This window comes from Pseudomonas sp. SDO52101_S400 (assembly GCF_054071635.1).
Genome location: NZ_JBSVWF010000014.1, coordinates 89,169 through 110,850, shown reverse-complemented (window position 1 = coordinate 110,850; position 21,682 = coordinate 89,169). Strand labels below are relative to the sequence as shown.

The window sequence follows — 21,682 nt, the reverse complement described above, 5'->3', positions numbered from 1 at the left end:
AAGTGTCCACCATGTCCCCGAACACCTGTCCACCATGTCCCCGGTACATACACCCAAGGGGAGAGGGGACTGACCGAAGTGTCTTGCGCTGTACGTCGACCTGAATAGTCGAGTCGATTATGGATTCGGTAAAGCAATGTCAGGTCGGCGTATCTCCCCAATATCCCGCGGTCGGCCCCCTCTCCCTCCGGGAGAGGGCTAGGGTGAGGGCTGTTTTTGAGTGCAATGCAATATTGGCGGCCACAAGAAAGCCCCGCACTTCTCACGAAGGCGGGGCTTTTGGGCAGGTGAGGATCAGAACAAATCGATCGGTGCCTGTTCATCCGCTGGCAACGGACTGCCCGGTGCGGTGCCGTTGCCGATCTCGTTGACCGACGGCGGCGTGTCTTCGGCCTTGAACAGCTCGAAGTAGGCGCCTGGCGTGCTCGGTGTGGCTGCGCGGCCGCTGACCGGATCCACCCGCAGGCTCAGGATGCCTTCCGGTTCCGGCTGGACATGCGGCGGCTTGTCCTTGAGTGCGGCGCTCATGTAGTTCATCCAGATCGGCAGCGCCACGGTGCCGCCGAATTCCCGGCGACCGAGACTTTCCGGCTGGTCGAAACCGGTCCACACCGTGGTCACGTAATCGGCGTTGTAACCGGAGAACCATGCATCCTTGGATTCGTTGGTGGTACCGGTTTTACCGGCGATGTCGCTGCGGCCCATGGCCAGTGCGCGGCGACCGGTGCCGAGCTTGATCACGTCCTGCAGCATGCTGTTGAGGATGTAGGTGGTGCGGCCATCGACGATGCGCTCGGCAACTGCCGGAGCCTGTGGAATTGCGGCGCTGCCCGGCGCTTCACCTGGAATCGGCGCTGCGTTGACGGTGATCGATTGGGTCGCAGGTGCCGCGATGCCGTCGGTGGCTGCGCCGCCCTGTGGCACGGTCGGCGGGTTGGCGACGAACAGCGTGTCGCCATTGCGGCTTTCGATCTTGTCGATGATGTACGGGGTGATCTTGTAGCCGCCGTTGGCGAAGGTGCTCCAGCCGGTGGCGATTTCCATTGGCGTCAGGGTCGCGGTGCCCAGCGCCAGGGACAGGTTTGGCGGCAGGTCCTGCTTGTTGAAGCCGAAGCGGGTGATGTAGTCGATGGTCTTGCCTACGCCCATCGCCTGCAGCAAGCGGATCGAAACCAGGTTGCGCGACTTGTACAGTGCCTCACGCAGACGGATCGGGCCGAGGAAGGTGTTGGTGTCGTTCTTCGGGCGCCAGACCTTGTCCAGGTACTCGTCGACGAACACGATCGGCGCGTCGTTGACCAGGCTGGCGGCGGTGTAGCCGTTATCGAGCGCGGCGCTGTAGACGAACGGCTTGAAGCTCGAGCCCGGCTGACGCTTGGCCTGCATCGCGCGGTTGTAGTTGCTCTGCTCGAAGGCGAAACCGCCGACCAGCGAACGGATCGCGCCGTTCTGCGGATCCAGCGACACCAGCGCGCCCTGGGCCTGCGGAATCTGGCTGAACTTCAGCGAATTGTTCGGCTGGCGCTGTACGCGCACCAGATCGCCGACCTGCGCGACATCCGATGGCTGACGCGGCGCGGCGCCCATGCTGTTGGTGTTGAGGAACGGACGGGCCCATTTCATGGTGTCCCAGGCTACGTGTTCTTCACCGGTGCGGGTCAGCACTTGCAGGCCGTTCTTGTCGACCTGGGTGACGATGGCCGGTTCGAGGCTGCTGATGGTGCGCTGCTTGGTCAGCTCGGTGGCCCAGGCCTCACGGGTCTTGCCCGGCAGGCGCGATTCCGGACCACGGTAGCCGTGACGCTGGTCGTAGGTCATCAGGCCTTCGTGCAGCGCGGTGTTGGCCATTTCCTGCAGGTTGCTCGGCACCGTGGTGGTGACGCGGAAACCTTCGGTGTAGGCGTCGCTGCCGTAGCGGCCGACCATTTCGGCGCGGGCCATCTCGGCGATATATGGCGCGTTCACTTCCGGGGTCGGCACGTGGTAGCTGGCGTTCAGCGGTTCGTTGATGGCGGCGGTGTAGTCGGCCTCGGTGATCTTGCCGAGCTTGTACATGCGGCCGAGGATCCAGTCGCGACGCTCCTTGCTGCGCGCCGGGTTGGCCAGCGGGTTGAAGCGCGACGGGGCTTTCGGCAGGCCGGCGATCATCGCCATCTGCGCCAGGCTGACTTCGCGGATCGACTTGCCGTAATACACCTGCGCCGCCGCCTCGATGCCGTAGGCGCGGTTGCCCAGATAGATCTTGTTCACGTACAGCTCGAGGATCTCGTCCTTGGTCAGCTGTCGCTCGATCTGCAGGGCCAGGAGAATTTCCGTGGTCTTGCGCGAGAAGCTGCGTTCGCTGGTCAGGAAGAAGTTCTTCGCCACCTGCATGGTGATGGTGCTGCCGCCGGACTGGATATGCCCGCTCTTGACCAGTTGGGTCGCGGCACGCATCAGGCTGCTCGGATCGACGCCGTAGTGGTTGGCGAAGTTGTCGTCTTCAGCACTTAGTAACGCATTGATGAAATTGGGGGGAATGTCGGCGAAACGGATCGGTGTACGACGCATTTCGCCAAATTCTGCGATCAACTTGTTGTCGCTGCTGTAAACCCGGAGCGGAATCTGCAACTGAATGCTTCTCAGCGCCTCCACAGATGGCAAACCCGGACTAAGGTAAAGAAACGCGCCGCTGAGACCTAAAAGCAGTCCGCAAAAAACGGCGACGATGGACCAACCGAAGAATTTCAGCAGACGAATCAAGGCTTTTGGACATCCAGAGCAAAGAATGAATTGGGCGACAGGGTTCCGGAAACACACAGAACGGCCTGCGCCGGCAGTAAAAAGCGGAAAAAAACGCTGGGCATTATAAGCACTTTTCCGCTGGGGGCGTCATTTGCGCTTCTGTCAAGACGGGGCGAGGGAACGCAATGCTCATTACAGAGTCCGTAACTCACGGAAAGTCATAGGGAATTGGTAGTGCTAGGACTCTTCAATAAAAAGACCAATACGTTACTGGGGATCGACATCAGCTCCACATCGGTGAAGCTGCTGGAGCTGAGCCGTCAGGGTGAGCGCTACCGGGTCGAGGCTTACGCGGTGGAGCCGTTGCCGGCCAATGCCGTGGTCGAAAAGAACATCGCCGAGCTCGAAGGTGTCGGGCACGCCCTGTCCCGGGTGCTGGTCAAGGCACGCACCGGGCTCAAGAGCGTGGCGGTGGCGGTGGCCGGTTCGGCGGTGATCACCAAGGTCATCGAAATGGACGCCGGGCTGTCCGACGACGAACTGGAAAACCAGCTCAAGATCGAGGCCGACCAATACATTCCCTATCCGCTGGACGAAGTCGCCATCGATTTCGAAGTCCAGGGCGTCTCACCGCGCAATCCCGAGCGGGTCAACGTGCTGTTGGCCGCCTGCCGCAAGGAAAACGTCGAAGTCCGAGAGGCGGCGCTGGCCCTCGCCGGTCTGACCGCGCGGGTGGTGGATGTCGAGGCCTATGCGCTTGAGCGCTCGTTCGGTCTGCTGGCCACGCAACTGGCGGCTTCCCAGGAGCGCCTGACCGTGGCGGTGGTCGATATCGGCGCCACCATGACCACCCTCAGCGTCCTGCACAACGGCCGGATCATCTATACCCGCGAGCAACTGTTTGGCGGTCGCCAACTGACCGAGGAAATCCAGCGCCGCTATGGCCTGACCCTAGAGCAGGCCGGGCTGGCCAAGAAGCAGGGCGGTCTGCCGGACGATTACGTCAGCGAAGTCCTGCAACCGTTTCGCGAGGCACTGGTGCAACAGGTCTCGCGCTCCCTGCAGTTCTTCTTCGCTTCCGGTCAGTACAACGCGGTCGACCACATTCTGCTGGCCGGCGGCACGGCGTCGGTGCCGGGGCTGGACCGGTTGATCGAAGAGCGCCTGGGCACGCCGACCCAGGTCGCCAATCCGTTTTCCGACATGGCCTTGAGCAGCAAGGTCAACGCCGGGGCCCTGGCCAATGATGCGCCGGCCCTGATGATTGCCTGCGGGCTCGCGCTCAGGAGTTTCGACTGATGGCGCGGATCAACCTTTTACCCTGGCGCGAGGAGCGCCGCGAAGAACGGCGCAAGCGCTTCCTCTTGGCCCTGACCGGCGTGGTGGTCGGTTCGGTCGGCGCGGTATTCATTTCCGCACAGATATTCGGCACGGCCATCGAGCGGCAACAGGCGCGCAACGATTACATCGGCAAACAGATCGCCGTAGTGGATGAGCGGATCAAACAGATCAGCGAGCTCAAGGCGCGCCGCCAGCAACTGGTGGAGCGGATGCGCATCATCCAGGACCTGCAGGGCAACCGTCAGGTCAGCGGGCGGATTTTCGATCAACTGGCGCGCACCCTGCCTGACGGGGTGTACTTCACCAGCGTGAAAATGGTCGGCAAGACCTTGTCGATCAGCGGCGCGGCGGAGTCGAACAACCGGGTGTCCGACCTGATGCGCAATCTCGATGCATCCGACTGGTTCGATGCGCCCAGCCTGAACGAGGTGAAGGCGACCACGGCCGGGCAGCTGGATCAGGCCAACGTCTTTCAACTGACCGTCCGTCAGACCCGGCCCAAGAACCTGGAGGACGATCAATGAAACCGTCCGAGTGGCTCGCCAGTCTGCGCAATATCGACTTCAACGATCTGGACACCAGCAACATCGGTTCCTGGCCTCCGGCGGTGAAGGGCCTGGCCGGAGCGCTGCTGATGATTCTGGTCCTGGCACTGGGCTATAACTTTTTCGTCAGCGACATGGAAAACGAACTCGAGCTCAAGCGTACCGATGAGGCCGCGCTCAAGGAACAGTTCGCCAGCAAGGCGCACATGGCGGCCAATCTCGAGCTGTACACCCAGCAGATGAAGGAGATGGAGAACTCGTTCGGTGTGCTGCTGCGGCAATTGCCCAGCGACACTGAGGTGCCGGGATTGCTGGAAGATATCACCCGCACCGGGCTGGGCAGCGGTCTTGAGTTCGAGGAGATCAAACTGTTGCCGGAGGTGACGCAGCAGTTCTACATCGAGTTGCCGATCCAGATCACGGTCACCGGTGCCTATCACGACCTCGCGACCTTCGTCAGTGGCGTTGCCGGATTGCCACGAATCGTGACCCTGCACGACTTCGAGCTGGCGCCCGCCAATCCCGAAGGCGGGACGAAGTTGCGCATGAGCATCCTCGCCAAGACGTACCGCTACAACGACAAGGGGCTGCAAAAATGAGCCCGATCCGTTTCCTTCTAATGTCGATATTGATGCTGGGGTTGAGCGGTTGCGGGGGCAGCGACTTCAGCGATCTCGATGCCTACATGAATGAAGTGCGTCTGCGTCCGCCGGGCAAGATCGAGCCGACACCGACCTTTCGTTCCTACCCCACGTTCACCTACAGCGCCGCCAACCTGCGCAGCCCGTTCTCTCGCCAGGTGCGGGTCGATCTGGCCGGACAGCAGCACGGTTCGCGCAACGTCAAGCCGGATCCGACACGGGTCAAGCAATACCTCGAAGGTTTCAACATCGAGCAATTCGAGATGGTCGGCACGATTGCCAATGCCTCCGGCTCCTTTGCGCTGCTGCGCGGGGCGGGCGGAGTGCATCGGCTGAAAGTCGGCGATTACCTGGGGCGTAACGACGGGCGCATCGTCGCCATCAGCGCCTCTCAGGTCGATGTGGTCGAAATCGTTCCAGACGGCGAAGGCGCCTGGCTGGAGCGGCCGCGCACCATTCCTTTGAAAGAGCACTCATAGTGGAAGTCGAACAATGAACAGGATTTTCTCCACCCTCGGTTTTTCGCTATGGATAGCGCTGCTGTCGCCGATGGTTCAAGCGGCCAATCTGAAGACGCTGGACGTTGCGGCGCTGCCGGGCGATCGCGTCGAGTTGAAGCTGTCGTTCGACGGTCCGCCCCCACAGCCCAAGGGTTACACCACCGATTCGCCGGCGCGGATCGCCCTCGATCTGCCGGGAGTGGCCAGCCAGCTCACAAGCAAGACCCGCGACCTCGGTAGCGGTAATGCGCGCACTGCGACAGTGGTCGAGGCCAACGACCGTACCCGATTGATCATCAACCTGACGCAACTGGCGCCATATGACGCCCGGGTCGAGGGAAATAAGCTGTTCGTGGTGGTCGGGCAGGGCACCAAAGTCACAGCGCCGCGAGCTGCTACGAAGGCTCCGCGCGCCACACCCGTGGCCGCCCCGGCCCGGACGTTCGCGCCGACGGCCAAGGCCATCCGTGGCGTGGACTTTCAGCGCGGTACGGCGGGTGAAGGCAATGTCGTCATCGACCTGTCCGACCCGACCATCGCTCCGGATATTCAGGAGCATGATGGCAAGATCATCCTCAACTTTGCCCGTACCCAACTTCCAGAACCGTTGCGGGTGCGTCTCGACGTCAAGGATTTCGCCACGCCGGTGCAGTTCGTCAATGCCGGAGTCAGCGGTGATCGGGCGACCATCACCGTCGAGCCCAGCGGCACCTTCGACTATTCCACTTACCAGACCGACAACAAGCTGACCGTGAGCATCCGGCCGTTGACCGTCGATGACCTGCAAAAGCGCAACGCCGATCGCAACAGTTACAGCGGCGAAAAGCTTTCGCTGAATTTCCAGGACATCGATGTGCGCTCGGTGCTGCAACTGATCGCCGACTTCACCAACCTCAACCTGGTGGCCAGCGACACGGTGCAGGGCGGAATCACCTTGCGCCTGCAAAACGTGCCGTGGGATCAGGCGCTGGATCTGGTGCTCAAGACCAAGGGACTGGACAAGCGCAAGGTCGGCAATGTGTTGCTGGTGGCACCAGCGGATGAAATCGCTGCCCGCGAACGGCAGGAACTGGAGTCGCAGAAGCAGATCGCCGAGCTGGCACCGCTGCGCCGCGAGTTACTGCAGGTGAACTACGCCAAGGCCGCTGACATCGCCAAGCTGTTCCAGTCGGTCACCAGTGCCGAGGCCAAGGTCGACGAACGCGGCTCGATCACCGTCGATGAGCGCACCAACAACATCATTGCCTACCAGACCCAGGATCGCCTCGACGAGCTGCGGCGCATCGTGGCGCAACTGGATATCCCGGTGCGACAGGTGATGATCGAGGCGCGGATCGTCGAGGCCAACGTCGATTACGACAAGAGCCTGGGCGTGCGCTGGGGCGGATCGATCCAGAACAAGGGCAACTGGAATACTTCCGGGGTCAGCAACGGGTCGTCGACCACCATCGGTACGCCGGGCAGCACCAGCACCAACTCGCCGTTCGTCGACATGGGCACGGTCAACAATACCTCCGGGATCGGCATCGCGTTCATCACCGACAACGTGCTGCTGGATCTTGAGCTGACCGCCATGGAGAAGACCGGCAACGGTGAAATCGTCTCTCAGCCCAAGGTCGTCACCTCCGACAAGGAAACCGCGAAGATCCTCAAGGGCACCGAAATTCCGTATCAGGAAGCCAGCTCCAGCGGTGCTACGTCGGTGTCTTTCAAGGAGGCCTCGCTGTCGCTGGAGGTCACCCCGCAGATCACTCCGGACAACCGCATCATCATGGAAGTGAAGGTCACCAAGGACGAACCGGACTACCTGAACAAAGTGCAGGATGTACCGCCGATCAAGAAAAACGAGGTCAATGCCAAGGTGCTGGTGAATGACGGCGAGACCATCGTGATTGGTGGGGTTTTCTCAAATACTCAAAGCAAGGTCGTAGATAAGGTGCCATTTCTTGGCGATGTGCCGTATCTTGGCCGCCTTTTCCGGCGTGATGTGGTTTCGGAGAAAAAATCCGAGCTGTTGGTATTCCTCACTCCGCGTATCATGAATAACCAGGCGATTGCTGTGAGTCGTTGATTCTGTGCGAAATTTGATTCTTGTAGGACCGATGGGGGCTGGGAAAAGCACCATCGGCCGATTACTGGCCAAAGAGCTGCGCCTGCCGTTCAAGGATTCCGACAAGGAAATTGAACTGCGTACGGGCGCCAATATCCCGTGGATCTTCGACAAGGAAGGCGAGCCCGGTTTTCGTGATCGTGAGCAGGCGATGATCGCCGAGTTGTGCGCGTTCGACGGCGTAGTGCTGGCGACGGGCGGCGGCGCGGTGATGCGCGATGCCAATCGCAAGGCCCTGCACGAGGGCGGACGGGTGGTGTATCTGCACGCCTCCGTCGAGCAGCAGGTCGGCCGCACCTCCCGCGACCGCAACCGGCCGCTGCTGCGCACGGCCAATCCGGAGAAAACCTTGCGCGACCTGCTGGCGATCCGTGATCCGCTTTATCGGGAAATCGCCGATCTGGTGGTGGAAACCGACGAGCGGCCACCACGCATGGTCGTGCTCGATATTCTTGACCGCCTGGCACAGCTTCCGCCCCGTTAAAGCGCCGCTCGAAATGCGCTATCCTCGGCGTCCTGTCGAGGGTTGTGGCGGATCGCATGCAGGCGGCGTCACATCACTCAAGACCGGGGACATCCGATAATTCAAGGCAGGACGCCTGCTTCCATCTTCACTGTGGGGACACATGCAGACACTCAAGGTCGATCTAGGCGAGCGCAGCTACCCGATTCATATTGGCGAAGGACTGTTGGATCAGCCTGAATTGCTGGCTCCGCACATCCATGGGCGGCAAGTGGCAATCATCTCCAACGAGACCGTTGCGCCGCTCTATCTCGAGCGTCTGACCCGCAGTCTGTCGCAATTCTCGGTGGTTTCCGTAGTGCTGCCGGACGGCGAAGCCTTCAAGAACTGGGAAACCCTGCAACTGATCTTCGACGGCCTGCTGACCGCTCGTCACGACCGCCGCACCACGGTGATCGCCCTCGGTGGCGGTGTGATCGGCGACATGGCCGGTTTCGCGGCCGCCTGCTACCAGCGCGGCGTCGATTTCATCCAGATTCCTACCACGCTCTTGTCCCAGGTCGATTCGTCGGTGGGCGGCAAGACCGGGATCAACCACCCGCTGGGCAAGAACATGGTCGGCGCCTTTTATCAGCCGAACGTGGTGCTGATCGATACGGCGTCCCTGAAAACCCTGCCAGCGCGCGAGCTGTCTGCAGGCCTGGCGGAAGTCATCAAATACGGTCTGATCTGCGATGAGCCCTTCCTGACCTGGCTCGAAGACAATGTCGATGCCCTGCGCGCACTGGATCAGAAAGCCCTGACCTATGCCATCGAGCGCTCCTGCGCCGCCAAGGCTGCGGTGGTTGGCGCCGATGAAAAGGAAACCGGTGTACGCGCCACGCTCAACCTCGGCCACACCTTCGGCCACGCCATCGAAACCCACATGGGCTATGGTGTCTGGTTGCACGGTGAAGCGGTCGCTGCTGGCACGGTAATGGCGATGGAGATGTCCGCGCGCCTCGGCTGGATCAGCGAGCAGGAGCGCGATCGCGGGATTCGTCTGTTCCAGCGTGCCGGCCTGCCGGTGGTGCCGCCGACAGAGATGACCGAAGCCGATTTTCTCGAACATATGGCAATTGACAAAAAAGTGATCGACGGTCGTTTACGCCTGGTGCTGCTGCGCCGGATGGGCGAAGCGGTAGTGACCGACGATTATCCGAAAGAGGTTCTACAGGCCACGCTGGGAGCGGATTACCGCGCTCTGGCTCAGCTTAAAGGTTAATAAGATTCCGATGACTAGTTTGCATGCCGACGAGGCGTTCCTCGGCCATTTCCAGTTAAGTCATGACCCTTTCGCTCCACGGGTCCCGGGCTTCAAATTCTTCCCGGCCCAGCGCAAGCCGGTGCTGGGTCAACTGCACCACCTGGCGCGTTACAGCCAGTTGCTGCTGGTGGTCACCGGCCCTCAGGGCAGCGGCAAGACGTTGCTTCGCCAGGCGCTGGTTGCCAGCACCAACAAGCAGTCGGTTCAAAGTGTTGTGGTTTCCGCCCGTGGCGCTGGCGATGCGGCCGGTGTGCTGCGTCAGGTTGCCCAGGCGCTGGACGTGGCGCGGGCTGAAGTCGGAGCGATCCTCGATCAGGTGGTACAACTGGCGCTGACCGGTCAGGAAGTCTATCTGCTGGTGGACGATGCCGAGCAGCTCGACGAGTCCGCACTCGAAGCCCTGATGGCTTTGGGCGCCGGTGCGCCGGAAGGCCGTCCGCATGTGTTCCTGTTCGGTGAGTCGTCGCTGATTGCACAGCTTGAGGCGCTGCAGCTTGAAGAAGAACGCTTCCACGTCATCGAGTTGCAGCCGTACACCGAAGAAGAAACCCGCGAATATCTTGATCAGCGGCTCGAAGGCGCCGGCCGTGGCGTCGAACTTTTCACCGCGGATCAGATCTCTGATATTCACGAAAGCTCAGAGGGCTGGCCGGGCAACATCAACCAGGTCGCTCGCGATGCTCTGATCGAAGTCATGATTGCCAGCCGCTCTGCGGTCAAGCGTCCAAGTATGGGGTTCAACATGCCGAAGAAACACGTATTGGCGATTTCCGCCGTCGTCGTGGTGGCGGTCGCTGCCGCCTGGCTGATGCCTGGTCGCAACAAGGCGCCGACCACTGGCGCACCGGCCAATGAACAGGCACAGCTGCCATTGGGCCAAGGTGGCGCACCGAACGTAGAGTTCGCCGGTAACACTCAGCCGATGCCGTTGCCGCTGGTCGGCAATTCGCAACCGGTCATGCGCAAGCCATTGGCCGAAGCGGCTGGCGGGATTACCGAGGGTGACGACGGTGTGCCGCTGGAAGGTTCCAGCAATACGCCGCCAACCGTGACAACTTCCGCGCCGCCGGTCGGTGTGCCGGCCGGTCCTGCGCCGACGCCGGTTCCAGTCCCTGTTCCTGCGGCCAAACCGACACCGGCTCCGACCCAAGTGGCTACCGCCAAGCCAGCACCTGCTCCGGTGGCCAAACCGGCCCCGGCGCCTGCCAAGCCTGTTGCAGCGGCCAAACCGGTCGAGAAAGCCGCCGAGAAGCCAGTTACCGTCGCCAAGGCTGCCGGTGGCAGCTGGTACGCCGGTCAAGCGCCGGGCAACTATGTGGTGCAGATCCTCGGCACCAGCTCCGAATCGGCCGCGCAAAACTTCGTCAAGGAGCAGGGCGGCGAGTACCGTTATTTCAAGAAAGTCCTCAACGGCAAGCCGCTCTACGTGATCACCTATGGCAGCTTTGCCAATCGTGATGCGGCCGTTTCTGCCATCAAGGCCTTGCCAGCGAAGGTTCAGGCTGGTAAACCTTGGCCTCGCACTGTCGCCAGCGTCCAACAGGAACTGGCAACAACTCGCTGAAGATTCGGCGGCCTTACCCAGGCCGCCTCTCCAAGCACCTCAAAATTTCTACAAGTGCGCGCCGCCCCTACGGGCCGCGTGCCTTGTGGTGTCTGCGTCACAGTAGTCTTTGAGTCGTTGCGGTCAAAATTAAAAAAGTTTTGACTAGCACAGCAGATCGCTTTAAACCTTTCACAAATGCGACATGAATTTGCGACATTTCGTCGTCAAATTTGTGAGCCTCTGTGTCGCTGTGTACAATGACCACCCTTTTGCCCCCGCTAAGCCGGCGTACGTTCGGCGCGAGATGCAAGTGGTTGAATTGAAAAGAAATTTGCCTCGAAAAGAGGCAGCCTGGTGAGAAAGTGTCTATGAAAGCAGGTCTGTACCAACCAGATGAATTCAAGGATAACTGCGGTTTCGGCCTGATAGCCCATATGCAGGGCGAACCCAGTCATACCCTATTGCAAACGGCCATTGAGGCCCTGACCTGCATGACCCACCGCGGTGGGATTAATGCCGACGGCAAGACCGGTGACGGTTGCGGTCTGCTGATTCAAAAGCCCGACGCGTTCCTGCGGGCCATTGCCCAGGAAGCCTTCAGCGTCGAGCTGCCCAAGCAATATGCCGTGGGCATGGTCTTCTTCAACCAGGATCCGGCGAAGGCCGAAGCCGCTCGCGAGAACATGAACCGCGAGATCCTGGCCGAAGGCCTGCAACTGATCGGCTGGCGCAAAGTGCCAATCGACACCAGTGTTCTCGGCCGCCTCGCCCTCGAGCGCCTGCCGCAGATCGAGCAGGTGTACATCGGTGGTGAAGGCCTGAGCGATCAGGACATGGCGGTCAAGCTGTTCAGCGCACGTCGTCGTTCGTCGGTGGCCAACGCCGCTGATACCGACCACTACATCTGCAGCTTTTCCCACAAGACCATCATCTATAAAGGCCTGATGATGCCGGCCGACCTGGCCGCGTTCTATCCGGACCTGGGTGACCAGCGCCTGCAAACCGCAATCTGCGTGTTCCACCAGCGCTTCTCGACCAACACCCTGCCGAAATGGCCGCTGGCTCAGCCATTCCGCTTCCTCGCCCACAACGGCGAGATCAACACCATCACCGGCAACCGCAACTGGGCCCAGGCCCGTCGCACCAAGTTCACCAACGATCTGATGGATCTGGAAGAACTCGGCCCGTTGGTCAACCGTGTCGGTTCCGACTCTTCGAGCATGGACAACATGCTCGAACTGATGGTCACCGGCGGCATCGACCTGTTCCGTGGCGTGCGGATGATCATTCCGCCTGCGTGGCAGAACGTCGAAACCATGGACCCGGATCTGCGTGCGTTCTACGAGTACAACTCGATGCACATGGAGCCGTGGGACGGCCCGGCCGGCGTTGTGATGACCGACGGTCGTTACGCGGTGTGCCTGCTCGACCGTAACGGCCTGCGCCCGGCGCGCTGGGTTACCACCACCAACGGTTTCATCACTGTCGCTTCGGAAATCGGCGTCTGGAACTACCAGCCGCAAGACGTGATCGCCAAGGGCCGCGTAGGTCCTGGCCAGATCCTCGCCGTGGACACCGAAACCGGTCAGATCCTCGACACCGACGCGATCGACAACCGTCTGAAATCCCGTCATCCGTACAAGCAATGGCTGCGCAAGAATGCCCTGCGCATCCAGGCGACCATGGAAGACAACGATCACGGTTCGGCTTTCTACGACGTCGATCAGCTCAAGCAATACATGAAGATGTATCAGGTCACGTTCGAAGAGCGCGATCAGGTACTGCGTCCGCTCGGCGAGCAAGGCTACGAAGCCGTCGGCTCGATGGGCGACGACACGCCGATGGCCGTGCTGTCCCAGCGCGTGCGCACGCCGTACGACTATTTCCGTCAGCAGTTCGCCCAGGTGACCAACCCGCCGATCGACCCGCTGCGTGAAGCGATCGTGATGTCGCTGGAAATCTGCCTCGGTGCCGAGCGCAACATCTTCCAGGAATCGCCGGAACACGCCTCGCGCGTGATCCTCAGCTCGCCGGTCATTTCTCCGGCCAAGTGGCGTTCGCTGATGAACCTCGACCGCCCGGGTTTCGAGCGGCAGATCATCGACCTCAACTACGACGAAAGCGTCGGCCTGGAAGCAGCGATCCGCAACGTCGCCGATCAGGCTGAAGAAGCCGTGCGTGCCGGTCGTACCCAGATCGTTCTGAGCGACCGCCATATCGCCCCGGGCAAACTGCCGATCCATGCCTCGCTGGCCACTGGCGCGGTACACCATCGCCTGACCGAAAAAGGCCTGCGTTGCGACTCCAACATCCTCGTTGAAACCGCAACCGCTCGCGATCCGCACCACTTCGCGGTGCTGATCGGCTTCGGCGCCTCGGCGGTCTATCCGTTCCTGGCCTACGAAGTGCTGGGCGACCTGATCCGTACCGGTGAAGTGCTGGGCGACCTCTACGAGGTGTTCAAGAACTACCGCAAAGGCATCACCAAAGGTCTGTTGAAGATCCTGTCGAAGATGGGCATCTCGACCATCGCGTCCTATCGCGGTGCGCAGCTGTTCGAAGCCATTGGTCTGTCCGAGGAAGTCTGCGACCTGAGCTTCCGTGGCGTGCCGAGCCGCATCAAGGGTGCGCGTTTCGTCGACATCGAAGCCGAGCAGAAAGCACTGGCCACCGAAGCCTGGAGTCCGCGCAAGCCGATCCAGCAGGGCGGTCTGCTGAAGTTCGTCCACGGTGGCGAATATCACGCGTACAACCCGGACGTGGTCAACACCCTGCAAGCCGCCGTGCAGCAGGGCGACTACGCCAAATTCAAGGAATACACCTCGCTGGTGGACAACCGTCCGGTGTCGATGATCCGCGACCTGTTCAAGGTCAAGACCCTCGACACGCCGCTGGACATCAGTGAAGTCGAGCCGCTGGAATCGGTGCTCAAGCGCTTCGACTCCGCCGGTATCTCGCTGGGCGCCCTGTCGCCGGAAGCTCACGAAGCCCTGGCCGAAGCCATGAACCGCCTCGGTGCGCGTTCCAACTCCGGCGAAGGCGGCGAAGACCCGGCACGCTACGGCACCATCAAGAGCTCGAAAATCAAGCAGGTTGCGACGGGCCGTTTCGGCGTGACCCCGGAATACCTGGTCAACGCCGAAGTGCTGCAGATCAAGGTCGCCCAGGGCGCCAAGCCGGGCGAAGGCGGTCAACTGCCGGGCGGTAAAGTGAACGGGCTGATCGCCAAGCTGCGTTACGCAGTGCCGGGCGTGACCCTGATTTCGCCACCGCCGCACCACGACATCTATTCGATCGAAGACTTGTCGCAGCTGATCTTCGACCTGAAACAGGTCAACCCGAAGGCGCTGGTTTCGGTGAAACTCGTGGCAGAAGCAGGCGTCGGCACCATCGCCGCCGGTGTGGCCAAGGCCTATGCGGACTTGATCACCATCTCCGGCTACGACGGTGGCACTGGTGCTTCTCCGCTGACCTCGATCAAATACGCGGGTGCTCCGTGGGAACTCGGCCTGGCCGAAACCCACCAGACCCTGCGCGGCAACGACTTGCGCGGCAAAGTCCGGGTGCAGACCGACGGTGGCCTGAAAACCGGCCTCGACGTGATCAAGGCCGCGATCCTCGGCGCCGAAAGCTTCGGCTTCGGTACCGCGCCGATGATCGCCCTGGGCTGCAAATACCTGCGCATCTGCCACCTGAACAACTGCGCCACCGGCGTTGCGACCCAGAACGAGAAGCTGCGCAAGGATCACTACATCGGCACCGTCGACATGGTGGTGAACTTCTTCACCTACGTCGCCGAAGAAACCCGTGAGTGGCTGGCCAAGCTGGGCGTGCGCTCCCTCGAAGAGCTGATCGGCCGTACCGATCTGCTGGAAGTCCTCGAAGGCCAGACCGCCAAGCAACATCACCTGGATCTGACCCCGCTGCTGGGCAGCGATCACATCCCGGCGGACAAGCCTCAGTTCTGCGGCGTCGAGCGCAACCCGCCATTCGACCAGGGCCTGCTGGCCGAGAAAATGGTCGAGATGGCGACGTCGGCGATCAACGACCTCAGCGGCGCCGAGTTCGAACTGGATATCTGTAACTGCGACCGTTCGATCGGCGCGCGGATCTCCGGCGAAATCGCCCGCAAGCACGGCAACCAGGGCATGGCCAAAGCGCCGATCACCTTCCGCTTCAAGGGCACGGCGGGTCAGAGCTTCGGCGTGTGGAACGCCGGCGGTCTGAACATGTACCTGGAAGGCGACGCCAACGATTACGTCGGCAAAGGCATGACCGGCGGCAAACTGGTCATCGTGCCGCCGAAGGGCAGCGTCTATCAGACTCAAAACAGCGCCATCATCGGCAACACCTGCCTGTACGGCGCGACCGGCGGCAAGCTGTTCGCCGCCGGCACCGCAGGCGAGCGTTTCGCCGTGCGCAACTCCGGTGCCCACACGGTCGTGGAAGGCACTGGCGATCACTGCTGCGAGTACATGACCGGTGGTTTTGTCTGCGTCCTGGGCAAGACCGGTTACAACTTCGGCTCTGGCATGACCGGTGGTTTCGCCTACGTGCTCGACCAGGACAACACTTTCGTTGACCGGGTCAACCACGAACTGGTGGAGATCCAGCGGATCAGCGGCGAGGCGATGGAAGCCTATCGCAGCCACCTGCAGAACGTGCTGAACGAGTACGTCGCGGAAACCGACAGCGAGTGGGGTCGTGAGCTCGCCGAGAACCTCGATGACTACTTGCGTCGTTTCTGGCTGGTCAAGCCGAAGGCTGCCAACCTGAAGTCGTTGCTTTCCAGCACCCGTGCCAACCCGCAGTGATATGCGCCTGAAGAGTTTGATGAGGTTTTAACAATGGCTGAACGTCTGAATAACGACTTCCAGTTCATCGATGTCGGGCGCAAGGATCCGAAGAAGAAACTGTTGCGTCAACGCAAGAAAGAGTTCGTGGAAATCTACGAACCGTTCAAACCCCAGCAGTCGGCCGACCAGGCCCACCGCTGCCTGGGTTGCGGCAACCCGTATTGCGAATGGAAGTGCCCGGTGCACAACTTCATTCCCAACTGGCTCAAATTGGTGGCCGAGGGCAACATCCTCCAGGCCGCCGAGCTGTCGCACCAGACCAACACTCTGCCGGAAGTCTGCGGCAGGGTTTGTCCCCAGGATCGTCTGTGCGAGGGTGCCTGCACCCTCAACGACGGCTTCGGCGCGGTGACCATCGGTTCGGTCGAGAAATACATCACCGACACCGCGTTCGCCATGGGCTGGCGCCCGGACATGTCCAAGGTCAAACCGACCGGCAAGCGTGTCGCAATCATCGGCGCAGGCCCGGCGGGCCTCGGTTGTGCCGACGTGCTGGTGCGCGGCGGCGTGACTCCGGTGGTGTTCGACAAGAACCCGGAAATCGGCGGTCTGCTGACCTTCGGCATCCCCGAGTTCAAGCTCGAGAAGACCGTGCTGAGCAATCGCCGCGAAGTCTTCACCGGCATGGGCATCGAATTTCGCCTCAACACCGAGGTCGGCAAGGACGTGACCATGGAGCAACTGCTCGCCGAATACGATGCCGTGTTCATGGGCATGGGCACCTACACCTACATGAAGGGCGGTTTTGCCGGTGAGGACCTGCCGGGCGTTTACGACGCGCTGGATTTCCTCATTGCCAACGTCAATCGCAACCTGGGCTTTGAAAAGTCGCCGGAAGATTTCGTCGACATGAAAGGCAAGAAGGTCGTGGTTCTCGGCGGCGGTGATACGGCGATGGACTGCAACCGCACCTCGATCCGCCAGGGCGCCAAGTCGGTGACCTGCGCTTATCGTCGTGATGAAGCGAACATGCCCGGCTCGCGCAAAGAGGTGAAGAACGCCAAGGAAGAAGGCGTGAAATTCCTCTACAACCGCCAGCCGATCGCAATCGTCGGCGAAGACAAGGTCGAAGGCGTGAAGGTGGTCGAGACCCGTCTCGGCGAACCGGACGCCCGTGGCCGTCGCAGCCCCGAGCCGATCCCGGGCTCCGAAGAGATCATCCCGGCCGACGCCGTGGTCATCGCGTTCGGTTTCCGTCCGAGCCCGGCGCCGTGGTTCGAACAGTTCGAGATCCAGACCGACAGCCAGGGCCGCGTCGTTGCGCCTGAGCAAGGTCAGTACAAGCACCAGACCAGCAACCCGAAAATCTTCGCCGGTGGCGACATGGTGCGCGGTTCCGACCTGGTGGTGACGGCGATCTTCGAAGGCCGCAATGCGGCGGAAGGGATCCTCGATTACCTGGGCGTCTAAACCCGTTTCGAAACTGCACCGCAATACCTGTGGGAGCTGGCTTGCCAGCGATGCAGACACCTCGGTTTGTCAGATTGACCGAGATGATGCAATCGCCGGCAAGCCAGCTCCCACAATGTTTTGTGGTGCTGCAAAGTCTGCAATTCATCGCGACAAATTGACCCGATAGACAAAAGGCTGACCTGCAACCGTGCCTTTTGCGTCGCGCTCTGAGAAAATGCCCGCACTTTTTTTCCGGATGCCGACATGACTGCCCTGAAGAACGACCGTTTCCTCCGCGCCCTGCTCAAGCAACCCGTAGACGTCACCCCAGTGTGGATGATGCGCCAGGCCGGCCGCTACCTGCCGGAATACCGCGCCAGCCGCGCCCAGGCCGGTGATTTCATGAGCCTGTGCATGAATCCGGAATTCGCCTGCGAAGTCACGCTGCAACCGCTGGACCGCTATCCGCAACTGGACGCGGCGATCCTGTTCTCCGACATCCTCACCATTCCCGATGCCATGGGCCAGGGCCTGTACTTCGAGACCGGTGAAGGTCCGCGCTTCAAGAAAGTCGTCAGTACCCTGGCCGACATCGAAGCCCTGCCGATCCCGGATCCGCATAAAGACCTCGGCTACGTGATGGACGCGGTCAGCACCATCCGCCGCGAACTGAACGGCCGTGTGCCGCTGATCGGTTTCTCCGGCAGCCCGTGGACTCTCGCCACCTACATGGTCGAAGGCGGCTCGTCGAAAGACTTCCGCAAGACCAAGGCGATGCTCTACGACAACCCGCAAGCCATGCACCTGCTGCTGGACAAGCTGGCGCAGTCGGTGACCTCGTACCTGAACGGTCAGATCCAGGCCGGTGCCCAAGCAGTGCAGATCTTCGATACCTGGGGCGGCAACCTGTCGGCGGCGGCGTATCAGGAATTCTCCCTGGCCTACATGAAGAAAATCGTCAGCGGCCTGATCCGCGAGCACGACGGTCGCAAGGTGCCGGTGATCCTCTTCACCAAGAACGGCGGCCTGTGGCTGGAAAGCATCGCCGACGCTGGCGCCGACGCGCTGGGCCTGGACTGGACCTGCGACATCGGCAACGCCCGCGCCCGCGTCGGTGACAAGGTGGCGCTGCAAGGCAACATGGACCCGACCGTGCTCTACGCCAAGCCTGAAGCGATCCGCACCGAAGTCGGGCGCATTCTGGCCAGCTACGGTAAAGGCAGCGGCCACGTGTTCAACCTCGGCCACGGCATCACGCCGGAAGTCGATCCGGAACACGCGGGCGCGTTCCTGCGTGCGGTGCATGAGCTGTCGGCGCAGTATCACGAGTGATCGGCGCTTAGCTCTAATGGTAGAAAACAAAAACGCCCGGCTTAAGCCGGGCGTTTTTTTGTGGGAGAAAATCAGGCTTTGACGCCACCCAGTGGCGGCAACTTCGCCAGCTTCAACGCCACCAACAGCGCCACCAGCAACAGTGCACCGATAAACAGACCGATCCCGTTCCACCCGGCCATATGCCAGAACACCCCGCCCGCCGTCCCGGCAATGCTCGAACCGGCGTAATAACTGAATAGGTACAGCGACGACGCCTGACCCTTGGCCTTGAGCGCCCGACGGCCGATCCAACTGCTGGCCACCGAGTGTGCGGCGAAGAAGCCGAAGGTGAAGATCAGCATGCCGATGATCACCAGCGGCAGCGGTGTGAACATCGTCAGGGCGAGGCCGGCGAACATCAGGGCGATGGTCGCCCACAACACTTTGCGGCGACCCAGTTTGTCGGCCAGTGAACCGATTTTCGCCGAGCTGTAGATGCCCGACAGGTAGACCACCGACAACAGCCCGACAAACACCTGATCCAGGTGATACGGCCCGGCCAGCAGGCGGTAGCCGATGTAGTTGAACAACGTGACGAACGCGCCCATCAGCACGAACGCCTCAAGGAACAGCAGCGGCAGGCCGGCATCGCGAAAGTGCATGGTGAAGCCGTCGAGCAGGCTGCGCGGATGCAGCGAGCGGGAGCGGAAGTTGCGCGACTCCGGCAAGATCTTCCAGAACACCGCTGCCGCGATCAGCGCCAGACCGCCGATCACCAGCATCGCCGTGTGCCAGCTGACGAAGTCGATCAGCACGCCGGTAATCAACCGACCGCTCATCCCGCCAATCGCATTGCCGCCGATGTACAGACCCATCGCCAGGCCGATGTGTTGTGGATGGATTTCTTCGCTCAGGTACGTCATCGCCACCGCCGCCAGGCCGCTCAACGACAGCCCGATCAGCGCACGCATGATCAGCACGCCGTGCCAGCTCGGCATCATCGAACTGGCGATGGTGCACAGGGCTGCGGCAAACAGCGCGGCGACCATCACTGGTTTGCGTCCTACCCGATCGGAAATCGGGCCGGTGATCAGCAGACCGAAGGCCAGCATGCCAGTGGCCACCGACAGGATCAGGCTGCTCTGTGCCGCGTTGATCGAGTACTCCTGGGACAGCAACGGCATCATCGGCTGCACGCAGTACAGCAGTGCGAAAGTCGCGAACCCGCCGCTGAACAGCGCCAACACGGTTCGCATGAACGCTGGGGTGCCTTTCTCGATGTAGATCTCTTGCAGTTCGGTCATCACATCGTCCGCCGCAGCGGGCGGGACTTCATGGGCCAGTGGAGCGACGGCGGTTTTCACATCAGACCTCGGAGGGCGCGGGCAGGCAGGCAATGAAAAAATCATATAGCTGGCTAATGTTTCTATCCAATATATTGTTCGACCTGTTTGATAGCTTTCACGACCTAATGGGGTTTCCATGGAATTGCGTCACTTGCGCTACTTCATCGCTGTCGCCGAAGAACTGCACTTCGGTCGCGCCGCACAGGTATTGGGTATCTCCCAGCCACCGCTGAGCCAGCAGATTCAGGCGCTGGAACAGGAAGTCGGCGCACGGCTGTTCGAGCGTACCAATCGTCGGGTCGAGCTCAGCGAGGCCGGTCGGCTGTTTCTGGAAGAGGCGCGGCTGGTACTGGCTCAGGTCGATAAAGCGGCGGACGTGGCACGGCGCGCGCAACTCGGCGAACTGGGTGAACTGAAAATCGGCTTCACCTCGTCGGCGCCGTTCAACTCGACCATCCCCCAGGCGATCTTTTCCTTCCGCCAGCGCTTTCCGGCCGTGCACCTGAATCTGCGCGAGATGAGCAGCACCATGGTGGCTGACGGGTTGGTGGACGAGACGATCGAGGTCGGCATCATGCGCCCGCTGGGCCTGCCGGATTCGCTCAGTGTGGTTGAACTGATGCGCGAGCCCTTGGTGGCAGTGCTCAGTTCCAAGCATCCGCTGGCCCAGGGCAGCGAGGAAGGCCTGTTCCTCTCGGCGCTGGCCCTCGAACCGTTCGTGTTCTTCCCGCGCAGCTACGGCAGCGGTCTTTACTCGCAACTGATCGACCTGGCCCGTGACGCCGGGTTCAGCCCGCACTTCGCCCAAGAGGCGGGGGAGGCGATGACCATCATCGGTCTGGTGGCAGCGGGACTGGGCGTATCGGTCATGCCGGCCTCGTATCAGCGAATGCGCATCGACGGCGTGGTCTATCGACCGTTGCTCGATCCCGAGGCCGTGACGGCGGTGTGGCTGGTGCAGCGCAAGGATCAGAAGTCGCCGATGGCCAAGGCGTTTGTCGAGCTGTTGACGCGCAAGGTCGAAGCCGGTTGATCAGGGCAGTCGTACCAGATCACCCTTCAACGCCACCCGCGTCACAAACACCCCGGCCCGACATTCGTAAGTGTTCAGATCCTTGCGCACATGCTGGTCGTAGTAGCTGACGATATTGGTCACCGCATTGGCCCCGACACGTTTGGCCTCGGCCTGCAGCGCGATCAGATTCGACTGCAACACCCACTCGCAGGAGTCGTGATCGCTCTTGTTGAAGCCGTTGGTCTTCAGATCGCTGACCACCCCGCGCTGCAACATCCGCTGAGTCCCCAGTGGTCCATTGCCGATCAGGTAGAACTTCACACTGCCATCCAGCCGCCCGGCACGAATCGCATCCGACAGCACGGTTTCGAACGGCATGTACATCAGGTTGGTAGCATGGCTGGCGCTGGGCAGCAGGCTGAAAAGGGCGGCGGCGATCAGGGCTTTCGCTTGCATGGTCATCTCCTTGACGATGAAAGAGAACCGCGAGTGCTCGACCGACCGGGCTCGCCGTTCCGGCAGGCGCTATGTGTCGGCCTGTTTGAGCGAGTGTAGTTGTGATGCATGGATTCGGTTGGCTTGG

The 21,682-nt window shown here is 61.4% G+C and carries 15 protein-coding genes; 12 read left to right on the top strand and 3 right to left on the bottom strand.

All coding sequences use genetic code 11. From position 1 onward, the window contains the following. Positions 1–294: 294 nt before the first annotated feature. Positions 295–2,739 carry a penicillin-binding protein 1A gene (locus ACW9HX_RS09680; RefSeq protein WP_457380417.1) on the bottom strand — a complete coding sequence of 815 codons (2,445 nt, stop codon included), beginning with the start codon at positions 2,737–2,739 and terminating at the stop codon, positions 295–297. 219 nt (positions 2,740–2,958) lie between these two features. Between ACW9HX_RS09680 and ACW9HX_RS09675 the strand changes: the two genes are divergently transcribed. The 11 genes from ACW9HX_RS09675 to hemE all read left to right on the top strand — a co-directional run bounded on the left by ACW9HX_RS09675 (position 2,959) and on the right by hemE (position 18,756). After that, complete coding sequence (locus tag ACW9HX_RS09675; RefSeq protein WP_457380413.1) at positions 2,959–4,023, top strand: pilus assembly protein PilM; 1,065 nt, start codon at positions 2,959–2,961, stop codon at positions 4,021–4,023. Next, complete coding sequence (locus tag ACW9HX_RS09670; protein WP_457380412.1) at positions 4,023–4,589, top strand: PilN domain-containing protein; 567 nt, start codon at positions 4,023–4,025, stop codon at positions 4,587–4,589. Before ACW9HX_RS09675 ends, ACW9HX_RS09670 begins: the two co-directional genes overlap by 1 nt. Further along, positions 4,586–5,209 (top strand): type 4a pilus biogenesis protein PilO, encoded by a 624-nt coding sequence (gene pilO, locus ACW9HX_RS09665; protein ID WP_457380411.1) that lies wholly within the window; start codon positions 4,586–4,588, stop codon positions 5,207–5,209. The genes ACW9HX_RS09670 and pilO overlap by 4 nt, the downstream gene beginning before the upstream one ends. Next, positions 5,206–5,730, top strand: a complete 525-nt coding sequence (locus ACW9HX_RS09660) for a pilus assembly protein PilP (RefSeq protein WP_457380410.1) — start codon at positions 5,206–5,208, stop codon at positions 5,728–5,730. Before pilO ends, ACW9HX_RS09660 begins: the two co-directional genes overlap by 4 nt. Positions 5,731–5,743: 13 nt before the next feature. Next, a complete protein-coding gene (gene pilQ, locus ACW9HX_RS09655) occupies positions 5,744–7,822 on the top strand; it encodes a type IV pilus secretin PilQ (RefSeq protein ID WP_457380409.1) in 2,079 nt (692 codons plus the stop codon). 4 nt (positions 7,823–7,826) lie between these two features. After that, a complete protein-coding gene (aroK, locus tag ACW9HX_RS09650) occupies positions 7,827–8,345 on the top strand; it encodes a shikimate kinase AroK (RefSeq protein WP_011332081.1) in 519 nt (172 codons plus the stop codon). A 142-nt stretch (positions 8,346–8,487) separates the two neighbouring features. Beyond that, positions 8,488–9,588, top strand: coding sequence for a 3-dehydroquinate synthase (aroB, locus tag ACW9HX_RS09645; protein WP_457380408.1), 1,101 nt, complete (start codon positions 8,488–8,490; stop codon positions 9,586–9,588). A gap of 10 nt (positions 9,589–9,598) precedes the next feature. Then, positions 9,599–11,194: an AAA family ATPase gene (locus ACW9HX_RS09640; RefSeq protein ID WP_457380407.1), complete on the top strand. Its 1,596-nt coding sequence runs from the start codon at positions 9,599–9,601 to the stop codon at positions 11,192–11,194. A 350-nt stretch (positions 11,195–11,544) separates the two neighbouring features. Next, the gene (gene gltB / locus ACW9HX_RS09635; protein WP_457380406.1) at positions 11,545–15,990 is read left to right on the top strand and encodes a glutamate synthase large subunit; all 4,446 of its coding nucleotides are present in this window, start codon (positions 11,545–11,547) and stop codon (positions 15,988–15,990) included. 33 nt (positions 15,991–16,023) lie between these two features. Then, on the top strand, positions 16,024–17,442 hold the full coding sequence (locus tag ACW9HX_RS09630; RefSeq protein WP_007909438.1) for an FAD-dependent oxidoreductase: 1,419 nt from the start codon (positions 16,024–16,026) through the stop codon (positions 17,440–17,442). Positions 17,443–17,688: 246 nt separating this feature from the next. Then, positions 17,689–18,756, top strand: a complete 1,068-nt coding sequence (gene hemE, locus ACW9HX_RS09625; protein WP_007952372.1) for a uroporphyrinogen decarboxylase — start codon at positions 17,689–17,691, stop codon at positions 18,754–18,756. 71 nt (positions 18,757–18,827) lie between these two features. On the opposite strand, the gene ACW9HX_RS09620 is transcribed toward hemE, so the two are convergent. Then, entirely contained in the window at positions 18,828–20,042 is a 1,215-nt protein-coding gene (locus ACW9HX_RS09620) for an MFS transporter (protein WP_457380416.1), read from the bottom strand. 178 nt (positions 20,043–20,220) lie between these two features. On the opposite strand from ACW9HX_RS09620, the gene ACW9HX_RS09615 reads away from it, so the two are divergent. Beyond that, positions 20,221–21,117 (top strand): LysR substrate-binding domain-containing protein, encoded by an 897-nt coding sequence (locus ACW9HX_RS09615; RefSeq protein ID WP_457380405.1) that lies wholly within the window; start codon positions 20,221–20,223, stop codon positions 21,115–21,117. On the opposite strand, the gene ACW9HX_RS09610 is transcribed toward ACW9HX_RS09615, so the two are convergent. Then, positions 21,118–21,555 carry an excinuclease gene (locus tag ACW9HX_RS09610; RefSeq protein ID WP_457380404.1) on the bottom strand — a complete coding sequence of 146 codons (438 nt, stop codon included), beginning with the start codon at positions 21,553–21,555 and terminating at the stop codon, positions 21,118–21,120. Positions 21,556–21,682 lie beyond the last annotated feature (127 nt).